Raw genomic sequence first — 13,201 nt, forward strand, 5'->3', positions numbered from 1 at the left:
GGCCGTGAGTCAAACCTGGCGGCCCGGAAATATTGCTGTAACGCTCAATCACGCAGCTCCGGCCTGTCGCGAAATTGCTCCAGCGCCTGGGGATTGGCCAGGGCGTCGGTGTTTTTCACCGGCCGCCCATGCACCACATTGCGCACCGCCAACTCGACCACTTTACCGCTGATGGTGCGCGGAATGTCGGTGACGACCAGGATCTTCGCTGGCACATGGCGCGGTGTGGTGTTGGCGCGAATCACCTGGCGAATCTGCTGTTGCAGGGCCTCGGTCAGTTCGATGCCTTCCTGCAATCGCACGAACAGCACCACCCGCACGTCGTCTTGCCATTGCTGGCCGACGGCGACGCTGTCGAGCACCTGAGGGACTTTCTCCACCTGCCGGTAGATCTCGGCTGTGCCGATGCGCACACCGCCGGGGTTGAGCACCGCGTCCGAGCGGCCATGAATCATCATCGCGCCGTGGGCCAACTCTTCGGCGTAATCGCCCTGGGCCCAGACGCCGGGGAACTGGCTGAAATAGGACGCACGCAGCTTGTCGCCGCTGGCGTCGTCCCACAAGCCGACCGGCATCGCCGGAAAGTGCCGGGTGCAGACCAGTTCGCCTTTTTCGCCCACCACTGCCTGGCCGTCGTCGTTCCACACCTCGACCGCCATGCCCAGGCTCTTGCCCTGTATTTCGCCGCGCCGCACCGGCAGCCACGGATTGCCGTTGACGAAGCAGGAAATGATGTCGGTGCCGCCAGACATCGAGGCCAGGCACAGATCGGTCTTGAGTTCGCGGTAAACGTAATCGTAACTTTGCGGCGATAGCGCGGAGCCGGTACAGAGCAGGGTTTTCAGGCTGCCCAGGTCATGGCTCTGCCGAGGTTTTACGCCTGCGCTTTCCAGGGTCGCGAGGAATTTCGGGCTGGTGCCGAAAACGCTGATGCGCTCGTCGTCGATCAGGTCGAGCAAGCGCTCAGGGCCGGGCTCGAACGGCGAGCCGTCGTACAGCACAATAGCGCTGTCCACGGCCAGGGCCGAGACCAGCCAATTCCACATCATCCAGCCGCAGGTGGTGTAGTAGAACAGACGGTCACCGGCCCCCAGGTCGCAATGCAGGCCGTGTTCCTTGACGTGCTGCAGCAGCACGCCACCCGTGCTGTGAATGATGCATTTGGGCACGCCGGTGGTGCCGCTGGAATAGAGAATGTACAGCGGATGGTCGAAGGGCACGGCGACGAAGTCCGGCTCGCCACCGGCCTCGTAAAAGTCATCCCACAGCTCGACGTCCGCATGGGTGTGGTAGTCGCTGATGTGCGTGTCGGCCAGCGCATAGGGCACGACGACCAGTTGTTGCAGGCTCGGCAGGCGGTCGAGGATTTCGTTGACCTTTGCGCGCTGGTCGATGTGCTTGCCGGCGTAGCGATAGCCGGCGCAGGTGATCAGCACTTTCGGCTCGATCTGGCCGAAACGGTCAATCACGCCCTGGGTGCCGAAGTCCGGAGATGAACACGACCAGATCGCGCCCAGGCTGGTGGTGGCGAGCATGGCGGCCAGGGTTTGCCAGGTGTTGGGCATGCACGCGGCCACGCGGTCCCCGAGGCCGACGCCGGCGGCTTTCAGGCTTTTTTGCAGGCCGGCGACATGTTCGGCCAGTTCTGCCCAGGTCAACTGTTCGCGCTGGCCGTTTTCACCGATGGCGATCACCGCCACGGCGTCGTCACGGCGGCGCAGCAGGTGCTCGGCAAAATTCAGGGTGGCGCCGGGAAACCATTGGGCGCTGGGCATCTGCTCGCGCTCGATCAGCACGGCGTCTGGCTGGGTGTTAAAACGGATGTCGAAGAAGTCGACGATGGCCTGCCAGAAGTCACTGCGGTGGTCGATGGACCATTGGTGCAGGGCGGCGTAATCGTCAAGGTGCAGGGTGTGGCGTTGCTGGACGAAACGGCGAAAGGCCTCCATGCGGCTCTTGCCAACGCGCTCGGGGGTGGGTTGCCAGAGTATTTCGGACATGGGGTTGCCTCTTGTTATAGGTATGCACGGCATTACCTGTAGGAGCGAGCTTGCTCGCGATGAAGTCGTGTCAGTCAATATTGATGTAGTTGACACACCGCAATCGTCGGAACGCCGCCCGGAGCAAGCTCGCTCCTACAGGTCAGATGGTGGTCTTTTTACTGCGCCAACCACCCCCCATCGATATTCCACGCCGCCCCCCGCACCTGGCTGCCGGCTTCGCTGCACAAAAACAACACCAGTTCGCCCAGTTGCGGCGGGGTGACGAATTCCAGGGACGGCTGCTTTTCCGCCAGCAGGTCATGCTGTGCCTTTTGCGGGTCGGTGCCGGCGGCGATGCGGTCGTCGATCTGCTTCTGCACCAGCGGCGTCAGTACCCACCCTGGGCAGATCGCGTTGCAGGTGACATTGGTGGTGGCGGTTTCCAGGCCGACCACCTTGGTCAAGCCGATCACCCCGTGCTTGGCGGCCACGTACGCGGCCTTGCCCACCGAACCGACCTGGCCGTGCACCGAGGCGATGTTGATGACCCGGCCCCAGTTCTTGTGCCGCATGCCGGGCAGGCTCAGGCGGGTACTGTGGAACACCGAGGACAGGTTGATGGCGATGATCGAATCCCAGCGCTCCACGGGGAAATCCTCAACCGGCGCCACGTGCTGGATGCCCGCGTTGTTGACCAGGATGTCGACGCCGCCGAACTCGCGCTCGGCGTAGGCGATCATGTCGGCAATTTGCGCCGGATCGCTGACGTCGGCCGGGTGATGGCCCACCTTGCCGCCGTACTGAGAGACCTCAGCAATGACCTGCGAGGCGTCGCCGAAGCCGTTGAGGATCAGGTTGGCGCCGGCCTTGGCCAAACTGAGCGCAATGCCCAGGCCGATGCCGCTGGTGGAGCCGGTAACCAGTGCGGTTTTGCCGGTAAGAGTGGTCATGATTACCTCACACAATGCCAGTGGCGTAGAAAACACCGATCACCACAAAGACCGCCAGGGTCTTGATCAGCGTAATACAGAAAATGTCTTTGTAAGCTTCGCGGTGGGTCAGGCCAGTCACTGCCAGCAGGGTGATCACCGCGCCGTTGTGCGGCAGCGTGTCCATGCCGCCGCTGGCCATCGCGGCCACCCGATGCAGCACTTCCAGCGGAATGTTGGCCGCATGCGCCGCGGCAATGAAATCGTTGGCCATGGCCGCCAGCGCAATGCTCATGCCGCCGGAGGCAGAGCCGGTGATACCGGCCAGCAGGGTCACGGTAATCGCTTCATTGACCAGCGGGTTGGGAATGCTCTTGAGCCAGTCGGCCAGCACCAGAAAGCCAGGCAGGGACGCGATCACCGCACCAAAGCCATATTCCGAGGCGGTGTTCATGGCCGCCAGCAACGCACCGCTGACCGCGCTCTTGCTGCCTTCGGCCAGCTTGCTGCGAATCGCCTGGAAACCAAACGCCAGCACCATGAGAATGCCGACCAGCAATGCCGCCTGCACCGCCCAGATCGCCGTGAGCTTGGCGATTTCGGTGGTCACCGGTGCGGCCATGCCCGGCAGTGCCAGGCTGTGGGTCTTGCCGTACCACTGCGGGATCCACTGGGTGAACAGCAGGTTCATGACGCCCACCGCCAGGAGCGGCGAGAGGGCGATCCACGGGTTGGGCAGTTTGATGTCGGCGGCGGTTTCCGGCTCGTTGCGCAGTTCGGTGCCATAACCTTCACCCGCGCGCTGGGCCTTGTTGCGCTGGCGTTGCAAAAACAGCATGCCGACACAGAACACGAAAATCGTGCCGATCAACCCCAGCCACGGCGCTGCCCAGGCGGTGGTGTTGAAGAAGGTGCTGGGGATGATGTTCTGGATCTGCGGGGTGCCGGGCAGGGCGTCCATGGTGAACGAGAACGCACCCAAGGCGATGGTGGCCGGGATCAGGCGCTTGGGGATGTTGCTCTGGCGGAACATCTCGGCCGCGAACGGATAGACCGCAAACACCACCACGAACAGCGAAACGCCGCCGTAAGTCAGCAGGGCGCACACCAGCACGATCACCAGCATCGCCTGACGGGTGCCGAGCAGGCGAATGGCGGCGGCCACGATGGAGCGAGAGAAACCCGACAGCTCGATCAGCTTGCCGAACACGGCACCGAGCAGGAACACGGGGAAGTACAGTTTGATGAAACCGACCATTTTCTCCATGAACACCCCGGTAAAGGCGGGCGCGACGGCGGAAGGGTCGGTGAGCAGCACGGCGCCGAGGGCGGCGATGGGGGCAAAGAGGATAACGCTGTAGCCGCGATAGGCAGCAAGCATCAGCAGCGCAAGGGCTGCCAAGGCAATGATCACACTCATGGTGTGTCTCCTGGGATTGTTATTTTTGTGGGGTGAGGCGTTGGCGAAGGGCTTTAGCTAGATTTGTGCCAGGTGTGTAAGATGTTGAAATATAAGGAAATATTTGTTTTGTTTGGGTTCTGGAGAGATTTTTGTCTCTGATTTGAGACATTTGTTGGCTGGGAAGGACTCATCGCGGGCAAGCCCGCTCCTACAGAGTTTGCGTTGAACCCATGAACTGTAGGAGCGGGCTTGCCGGCGATTGGATCTGTCTAACAACGGAGATCAATGCCTCGTTATTGAGACTCAGCCATCCCCAACGCCACCATCTTCTTATACAGCGTCGACCGCCCCAGCCCCAGTCGCGCCGCCGCCTCGACCACCTTGCCCCCGCATTGCGCCAGGGCAGACTCGATCAATTGCCTGTCAAACCGCTCTCGCGCCTGGCTGAACGTCTCATGGCCCAACGCTTCAACCACTACGGGCGCCGCACGCTGCACCGGGGCAAACGTACCAATGGCCCCACGAATATCCTGCGCGTTGAGCTGCAAGTCATCACTGAGCAACGCTGCCCGTTCGAGCACATTGCGCAGTTCGCGAATATTCCCAGGCCAGGCGTGCTGCCCCAGCAGTTTCAGGGCCTCGGGGTTCAATTCGTGCTGGCTGCGCAGCTCTTCGAGGATCGCCTCGCTCAGGGCGGGCAGGTCGTCGAGGCGATCGCGCAGCGGCGGCACCTGGATCGGCAGCACATTGAGCCGGTAATACAAGTCAGCACGGAACTCGCCGCGCTTGATCGCCGCTTCAAGGTCAGTAGAGGTCGCGGCGATGACCCGCACATCGCTCTGGATCACTTCGTTGGAGCCGACCGGTTCGAATTCCTTTTCCTGTAGCACTCGCAGCAGTTTGCTTTGCAGCGGGAGGGGCATGTCGCCGATTTCGTCGAGGAAGAGGGTGCCGCCCTGGGCGATCTGCAATTTGCCGGCGCGGGCCTTGCGATCGGCGCCGGTGAAGGCGCCGGGGGCGGTGCCGAAGAATTCGGCTTCCAGCAGCGCTTCGGGGATCGCCGCGCTGTTGATGCTGACGAACGGTTTGTGCGCCCGTGGCGAGGCGCCGTGGATCGCCTGCGCCAGCAATTCCTTGCCGCTGCCGGTTTCCCCCAGCAGCAACACCGGGGAATCCGCACTGGCGCTGCGTCGGGCGCGTCGTTTGACTTCCAGGCTGGCGGCGCTGGTGCCGATGAAGTGGGCGAAGTTGTATTTGGTCTGCCGCGCCCGCAACAGCGAGCGGGTGGAGGCGAGTTCTTCCTGCATGCTCATGTAGCGTTTGAGCATGGGTGAGAGGGTGCGCAGTTCGTCGAAGAGGGCGAAGCCGATGGCGCCGATCACCACGCCGGCATCGTCGTGGATCGGCAGGCGCATGACCACCAGCGGTTCCTTGGGCGTGTCCTGCATGTCCAGCAGGATCGGCCGACCCGTGCGCACCACCTCGCGCAGCAGGCTGCCGGGGATCACACTTTCGCAGGCCTTGCCGATGGCGAACTCGGCCGACTCCAGGCCAAAGCGCCGGGCATAGCGCTCGTTCATCCAGACGATGTTGGCGTCGCGGTCGACGATCACCGTGCCTTCGCTGGATTGCTCGATGATTTCGAACAGCGAGCGGATTGCCAGGAGGCGGACGCGTTGGTAGTCCTTCAGGCTGTCGGTGGGGTTCATGGGGGTGGATCCTGATTGTGTGTTGCCTGTTAGGGCCTCATCGCGGGCGAGCCCGCTCCTACAGGGGAATGCGGTGTTAATGAAAACACGGAGCCCTGTCGGAGCGGGCTTGCCCGCGATGCAGGCGACGCGGTCACAACTGATGCGCCGCCGCCAACAGCTCTTTGGTGTACGGGTGCTGCGGCGATTCGAACACCTCGTGGCTGGCGCCGCTCTCGACCACTTTGCCGTCCTTGATCACGATCATGTCGTGGGCCAGGGCGCGGACCACCGCCAGGTCGTGGCTGATGAACAGGTAGGTCAGGCCGTGTTTTTCCTGAAGCTGGCGGAGCAGGGCCACCACTTGTTTTTGCACGGTGCGGTCCAGGGCCGAGGTCGGTTCATCCAGCAGGATCAACGCCGGTTTCAACACCAGCGCCCGGGCAATGGCGATGCGCTGGCGCTGGCCGCCGGAGAACTCGTGGGGGTAGCGATGGCGACTCTCCGGGTCGAGGCCCACCTCGCGCAGTGCCTGGATGACCTGAGCGTCGCAGTCTTTTGCACTGGAGTGACTGTGCACTTCCAGGCCTTCGCTGATGATCTGTGCCACCGACATGCGCGGACTGAGGCTGCCAAATGGGTCCTGGAACACCACCTGCATTTTCTTGCGCCAGGGCCGTAGCTGTTTCTGCGTCAGGCCATCCAACGCTTGGCCCTGGAAGCGAATACTGCCTTCGGAGTCGAGCAGGCGCAGGATCGCCTGGCCCAGGGTCGACTTGCCGGAACCGGACTCGCCCACAATCCCCAGGGTCTTGCCGCGCTGCACATTCAAGCTGATACCGTCCACCGCATGCAGGTAGGTCTTGCGGCGAAACAGCCCGCCGCCGAGGGCGAACCTGACTTGCAGGTCGTCCACTTCCAGTACCTTCTCGCGCTCGTCCCGGGGCAGGGCTTCGCCTTCCGGCTCCGCATTGAGCAGCACGCAACTGTAGGGGTGTTGCGGCTCGGTGAACAATTGCTCGCAAGGCGCCTGTTCGACAATTTCCCCGGCCTTCATCACGCACACGCGCTGGGCAATGCTGCGCACCAGGTTAAGGTCGTGGCTGATCAGCAGCAGCGACATGCCGAGCCGTTGTTGCAGGGATTTGAGCAGGATCAGGATCTTGCGCTGCACCGTGACGTCGAGGGCGGTGGTCGGCTCGTCGGCGATCAGCAGTTCGGGCTCGCAGGCCAGGGCCATGGCGATCATGACCCGCTGGCGCTGGCCACCGGACAATTGGTGCGGATAGGCCTTGAGCCGCTCCTTGGGTTTCTGGATGCCCACCAGCTGCAGCAATTCGAGGATCCGAGCCTGTGCGACCTTGCCGGTCAGGCCCTTGTGCAGCATCAGGGTTTCGCCGATCTGCTTTTCGATGCTGTGCAACGGGTTGAGCGAGGTCATCGGCTCCTGGAAGATCATCGCGATGCGGTTGCCCCGCAGTTCGCGCAACACCTTCGACGAGGCACCGAGCAGTTCCTTGCCGCGATAGCGAATGCTGCCGGTGGACTGGGTGTCGGTTTCGGGCAGCAATTGCAGGATCGAGTGCGCGGTCACCGATTTGCCGGAGCCTGACTCGCCGACCAGCGCCAGGCATTCACCGGGGCGGATGTCCAGGCAAAGGTCGCGCACCACGGTCTGGCCGCTGAAGGCCACGCTGAGGTTGCGGATTTCGATCAGGTTACTCATGTCGAAGTCTCACTATCTGATCGTGATTCAGGGTGTAGCTCAGGAGCGGGGATCAAATGCATCACGCAGCGCCTCGCCTATGAATACCAACAGGGAAAGAATCAGCGCCAAAGTGAAAAACGCCGTCAGCCCCAGCCACGGTGCTTGCAGGTTCTGCTTGCCCTGGCCGATCAACTCGCCCAGCGAGGCACTGCCAGCCGGCATGCCGAAACCGAGGAAGTCCAGGGCGGTGAGCGTCGAGATAGCCCCGGTGAGAATAAACGGCAGATAACTCAATGTCGCGTTCATCGCATTGGGCAGGATGTGCCGCACGATCACCTTGCGGTCGGTGAGACCCAGCGCGCGGGCTGCCTTGACGTATTCCAGGTTTCGCCCGCGCAGGAACTCGGCGCGCACCACGTCCACCAGCGCCAGCCAGGAAAACAACGCCATGATCCCCAGCAACCACCAGAAATTCGGCTCGACGAACCCCGAGAGGATGATCAGCAGGTACAGCACCGGCAAACCCGACCAGACTTCCAGCAAGCGCTGGCCGATCAGGTCGATCCAGCCGCCGTAGTAGCCTTGCAGCGCGCCGGCAGCGATGCCGATGAGGGCGCTGACAAAGGTCAGCATCAGCGCGAACAGGATAGACACTCGCGCACCGAAGATCACCCGCGCCATGACATCACGGGCCTGGTCGTCGGTGCCCAGCCAATTCACGCTCGATGGCGGGCTGGGTGCGGGTTTGTTCAGGTCGTAGTTGGGAGTGTCGTCGCTGAATGGGATGGGTGGGAACAGCAGCCAGCCGCCGTCCTTTTTAATCAGTTGCTGCACGTAATCGCTGCGGTAATCGGCCTGGAACGGCAGTTGCCCGCCGAACTCCTGTTCGGTGTAGCGCTTGAACACCGGGAAGTACAAGGAGTTGTGGTAACTGACCACCAGCGGTTTGTCGTTGGCGATCAGCTCGCCCCCCAGGGTCAGCAGGAACAGGCCGACGAACAACCACAGCGACCACCAGCCACGGCGGTTTTTCTTGAAACGGTCGAAGCGCCGACGGGCCAACGGCGAAAGCTTGAACATCAGGCGTTCCTCGCGGCGAAGTCGATGCGTGGGTCGACGAGGGTGTAGCAGAGGTCCCCGACCAGTTTTATCAGCAGGCCGAACAGGGTGAAGATGAACAGCGATCCGAAGACCACCGGGTAATCCCTGGACACCGCCGCTTCGTAACTCATGCGTCCCAGGCCATCGAGGGAGAAGATCACCTCGATCAGCAGGGAGCCGGCGAAAAACACGCTGATGAACGCCTGTGGAATGCCCGACACCACCAACAGCATGGCGTTGCGGAATACATGGCCGTAGAGCACGCGACGTTCGCTCATGCCCTTGGCGCGGGCAGTGACCACGTACTGGCGGGTGATTTCATTGAGGAACGAGTTTTTAGTGAGGATGGTCAAGGTGGCAAAGCCGCCTATCACCAGGGCCGTCACTGGCAGCACCAGATGCCAGAAGTAGTCGGCAATCTTGCCCACGGTGGACAGCGATTCGAAGTTGTCCGAGACCAGCCCTCGCACCGGGAACCAGTTCAGCGAGGTGCCGCCGGCAAACACGACGATCAGGAACATCGCGAACAGAAACGCCGGCATGGCGTAGCCGATGATGATCGCGGTACTGCTCCAGATGTCGAAATGACTGCCATGGTGCACGGCCTTGCGGATGCCCAGCGGAATGGACACCAGGTAGGTAATCAGCGTGGCCCAGAGCCCAAGGGAGATGGTCACCGGCATTTTTTGCAGGATCAGGTCGGTCACCGTCGCGCCACGGAAGAAGCTCTTGCCGAAATCCAGTTGTGCGTAGCTCTTGAGCATCAGCCACAGGCGTTCCGGGGCGGGTTTGTCGAAGCCGTACTGTTTTTCGATTTCCTTGATCAGTTGCGGATCGAGGCCGCGACTGGCTCGCGAGCTGCCGCTGGCCATGTCGCTGGAACCGCCGCCGACACTGGCGCCGCCGATGCCCTGCAAGTGCGCGATGGCCTGTTCGACCGGGCCGCCCGGCGCTGCCTGGACGATGACGAAGTTGACCAGAAGGATGATCACCAGCGTCGGGATGATCAGCAGCAGGCGCCGCAGAATATAAACCCACATCAGTGCGGCCCTCCGGGTTGGCCGCGCTTGATCAGTTCGGCGGTCATCTGCTGGTTGGTCAACGGTGTGGTGCTCACTTCCCACCAGCTCTCGATGGCTTCGTCATTCGCCGCTTGCACGCTGGGAATGCCGAAGCGGTTCCACCACACGGTGGAACTGCCCGGCGGGTAATAGTTGGGAATCCAGTAGTAGTTCCATTGCAGCACGCGGTCCAGTGCATGGGCATAGCGCAGCATGTCTGCCTGCGTGCTGGCACGTACGAGTCCAGCGACGAGGGTGTCCACGGCCGGGTTCTTGAGCACCATGTAGTTGTTGGAGCCCGGGTCGTTGGCGGAAGCCGAACCGAAGTAGTTGTTCAATTCGTTGCCCGGCGACGTGGTGACCGGGTAGCCGGTGACGATCATGTCGTAATCGCGGGACATGAGCCGGTTGACGTATTGCGACGAGTCGATACGGCGGATGTTCAGGTCGATGCCGATCTGCTTCAGCGTGCGCTTGTAGGGCAACAACAGGCGGTCCATGCCGTTCTGGCTGACCAGGAATGTAAAGCTCAGCGGCTTGCCCTCGGCATTCACCAATTGATCGCCGTCGGGTTTCCAGCCGGCCTGCTCCAGGAGGGCCAAGGCTTGCAGTTGCTTGTCGCGGATCACGCCACTGCCATCGGTCTTGGGCGCCTCGAAGACTTGAGTGAACACTTCGTCGGGAATCTGGCCGCGCAGGGGTTCGAGGATCGCAAGCTCGGCAGCGTCCGGCAGTGCCCGGGCGGCGAGATCGGTATTGGAGAAGAAACTCTGCTGGCGGATGTAGACGTTTCGCATCATCTGCCGGTTGCTCCACTCGAAATCCCACAGCAACACCAGGGCCTGGCGCACACGACGGTCCTGGAAGAGAGAATTTTGCAAGTTGAACACAAAGCCTTGCGCCGATTGTGGGGCACTTTGCGCCAGGTGGGCCTTTTGCAGGCGACCGTCGCTGAGGGCGGGGCTGTCGTAACCGATGGAATAGCCGGTGGCGGAAAACTCGCGGTTGTAATCGTAGGCGCCACCGCGCAGGACTTGGCGTGCAACGTCGGTGTCGCCGAAGTACTCAATGCTGAAATGGTCAAAGTTGTACAGGCCACGGCTGACCGGCAAGTCCTTTCCCCACCAGTCGGGGTTGCGCTCGAAGGTGATGCTGCGCCCGGAATCGACCTTGCTCACCTTGTACGGGCCACTGCCCAGTGGCGGCTCGTAACCGCCGCCACCGGCGAAGTCGCGGGTTTTCCACCAGTGCTCGGGAAACACCGGCAGGGTGGCGAGGTCCAGGGGCAGGGTGCGGTTTTCGTTGCTCTTGAAGTCAAAGCGGACCTTGAGCGGTGACTCGACGACCACGCCGCTGACGTCGGCGAATTGCGTGCGATAGCGCAGGCTGCCTTGAGTCATCAACAGGTCGAAGGTGTAGCGCACGTCTTCGGCGGTGATTGGCTTGCCATCGGCAAACCGCGCCTTGGGATTCAGATAGAAACGCAAGGACAAGCCATCGTCCGAGCGCTCCATCTTCTGCGCCACCAGGCCATAGACGGTGTAGGGCTCATCCTGTGAGCGCTGGGCGAGCGGGGAGTAGAGCAAGCCGTCGATCTGGGTGACGCCGATGCCTTTGTCTATGTAAGGCAACACATGGTCGAAATGGCCGATTTCGACGGCCGAGCGACGCATGGTCCCGCCCTTGGGGGCGCGCGCATTGGTGTACTCGAAATGGCTGAAGCCGGCGGGGTATTTCGCGGGTTCGCCGTAGACGGTCAGGGCGTGTTGCGGCGCTGCGCTCACACCGGCGGCGCCCAACAGCAGGGTCGCGGCGGTGAATAAAAAGGTAGGGAAAGCCAGTCGCATTGTCAGCCTTAGAGCTGGGTGATCGGTAACCGCAAGTTGTACGCTAGCGGCGCGTGCCTCGCCAGTCGTATCGCTCATGCGAAACACAACGGCCCACCAGAGGCGGGCCGTTGTGCGTCAAGCGCTGTAGCGAGATCAGTCCTGACGACTGGTCACTTCCAGCAGGTGGTAACCGAACTGGGTTTTCACCGGGCCTTGCACCACGTTGATCGGTGCGCTGAAGACCACGGTATCGAATTCCTTGACCATCTGGCCTGGACCGAATGAGCCCAGGTCACCGCCCTGGCGGCTGGACGGGCAGGTGGAGTTGGCCTTGGCGATTTCGGCGAAGTCGGCGCCGCCCTCGATTTGCGCCTTGAGTTCGTTGCACTTGTCTTCGCTGGCAACCAGGATGTGACGGGCAGTGGCTTTAGCCATGGGGAAATACTCCTCTGTTCAGTAAAGTGTCGAGCCTACCGGATTCAGTGGCCCATTTCTTCTCAAAGTTCCAGGGCGATGCTTAAAGGCCAACCTTTCGCAGGCGCTCGGCATGTCGCACGAAGAGCTCGACCGGATCGACGCCCTGACGCACTTGCCGGACGGCTTGATTGATGACATCCAGGTGATCCAGCGGATAGTCGGAGCGGATCACGTTGCCCAGGTGGGAGCTGAAGCGCCCGACCAGGCCATCGTTTTGCTCGGCCTCGGTGGTGAAGTAGCGTGAAAAGGCCCGGCAGAATCCGTGCAAGGAGTCGACAGCATTAGCCCCTTCCTGTGCAACACCACCTTGCAGGGTGCCGCTCCAGGAGTAGTAGCGAACGCCATTGACCACCTCGCGACCCTTGCCACCCCAGGTTTTTGGCAGCCCCTGGGGATATTTTTGATTGAAGTCGCGGACGCCATCGGTCGTCAGTGCATTGAGTGCGGCGATAGCGTTCTGCGGTATCTGCGGGTTACCGCTCAGCAACGAGAGGAAGTCGGCGAACAGGGTCGCCACCGCTTCGGCTGCGCGTTCCGGCAGGCGCCCTGGGGTCAGCGCCTTGCGCAGGAAATCGGCCAGCTCCGAACCGTGGTTCGGTCCGCTGACCGATGTCACGGATGCGACGACCTGCGGTGCCACCGCAGCGGCATAACGTGCCGCGAGTGCGCCTTGGCTGTGGCCAATCAGGTTGACCTTTTGGGCTCCGGTGCCCTCGAGCACACGTTCGACCTGTGACAGGAGCTGGTCACCACGTGCCTCGTGGGTGTGAGTGGCAGACAAGTGTGGAATGAATACCCTGGCGCCGGCGCTGCGCAAGGCTTGCCTGATGTCGTGGAACAGTCCAAAAGGGCCGATCCGGTCGAAACCGAACAAGCCGTGAACCAGCAGGATGGGGTGGAGAGTGCTTGCATTCCGTTGCATGTTCGTACCTTTTCGCGGAAGTTCGTGGGTGTGCGAGGGCGTCACTCTAAAGCACACGGACATCGGGGCGATGTATGAAAAAGCCGCTGTAAAAGGGTGAAA

10 protein-coding genes are annotated in these 13,201 nt (G+C 62.0%); all 10 read right to left on the reverse strand.

Annotated elements, in window-relative coordinates:
• Positions 1 to 44: 44 nt before the first annotated feature.
• The 10 genes from AB4O36_RS08745 to AB4O36_RS08790 all read right to left on the reverse strand — a co-directional run bounded on the left by AB4O36_RS08745 (position 45) and on the right by AB4O36_RS08790 (position 13,099).
• Positions 45 to 2,000 (reverse strand): acetoacetate--CoA ligase, encoded by a 1,956-nt coding sequence (locus tag AB4O36_RS08745; RefSeq protein WP_460141492.1) that lies wholly within the window; start codon positions 1,998 to 2,000, stop codon positions 45 to 47.
• 158 nt (positions 2,001 to 2,158) lie between these two features.
• Entirely contained in the window at positions 2,159 to 2,932 is a 774-nt protein-coding gene (gene hbdH, locus AB4O36_RS08750) for a 3-hydroxybutyrate dehydrogenase (RefSeq protein ID WP_460141493.1), read from the reverse strand.
• Between the two features lie 7 nt (positions 2,933 to 2,939).
• Positions 2,940 to 4,331, reverse strand: a complete 1,392-nt coding sequence (locus AB4O36_RS08755) for a GntP family permease (protein WP_460123676.1) — start codon at positions 4,329 to 4,331, stop codon at positions 2,940 to 2,942.
• A gap of 275 nt (positions 4,332 to 4,606) precedes the next feature.
• Positions 4,607 to 6,022 (reverse strand): sigma-54 interaction domain-containing protein, encoded by a 1,416-nt coding sequence (locus AB4O36_RS08760; RefSeq protein ID WP_460141494.1) that lies wholly within the window; start codon positions 6,020 to 6,022, stop codon positions 4,607 to 4,609.
• Positions 6,023 to 6,155: 133 nt separating this feature from the next.
• Entirely contained in the window at positions 6,156 to 7,727 is a 1,572-nt protein-coding gene (locus AB4O36_RS08765; protein ID WP_460141495.1) for an ABC transporter ATP-binding protein, read from the reverse strand.
• A 39-nt stretch (positions 7,728 to 7,766) separates the two neighbouring features.
• Positions 7,767 to 8,789: an ABC transporter permease gene (locus AB4O36_RS08770; RefSeq protein ID WP_460141496.1), complete on the reverse strand. Its 1,023-nt coding sequence runs from the start codon at positions 8,787 to 8,789 to the stop codon at positions 7,767 to 7,769.
• Entirely contained in the window at positions 8,789 to 9,850 is a 1,062-nt protein-coding gene (locus AB4O36_RS08775) for a microcin C ABC transporter permease YejB (protein WP_460141497.1), read from the reverse strand. The genes AB4O36_RS08770 and AB4O36_RS08775 overlap by 1 nt, the downstream gene beginning before the upstream one ends.
• A complete protein-coding gene (locus AB4O36_RS08780; RefSeq protein WP_460141498.1) occupies positions 9,850 to 11,718 on the reverse strand; it encodes an extracellular solute-binding protein in 1,869 nt (622 codons plus the stop codon). Before AB4O36_RS08780 ends, AB4O36_RS08775 begins: the two co-directional genes overlap by 1 nt.
• 135 nt (positions 11,719 to 11,853) lie before the next feature.
• Entirely contained in the window at positions 11,854 to 12,135 is a 282-nt protein-coding gene (locus AB4O36_RS08785; RefSeq protein ID WP_019410039.1) for a peptidylprolyl isomerase, read from the reverse strand.
• Positions 12,136 to 12,217: 82 nt separating this feature from the next.
• Positions 12,218 to 13,099 carry a lipase family alpha/beta hydrolase gene (locus AB4O36_RS08790; protein ID WP_460141499.1) on the reverse strand — a complete coding sequence of 294 codons (882 nt, stop codon included), beginning with the start codon at positions 13,097 to 13,099 and terminating at the stop codon, positions 12,218 to 12,220.
• Positions 13,100 to 13,201 lie beyond the last annotated feature (102 nt).

The organism is Pseudomonas sp. S2_E01, from assembly GCF_054668365.1.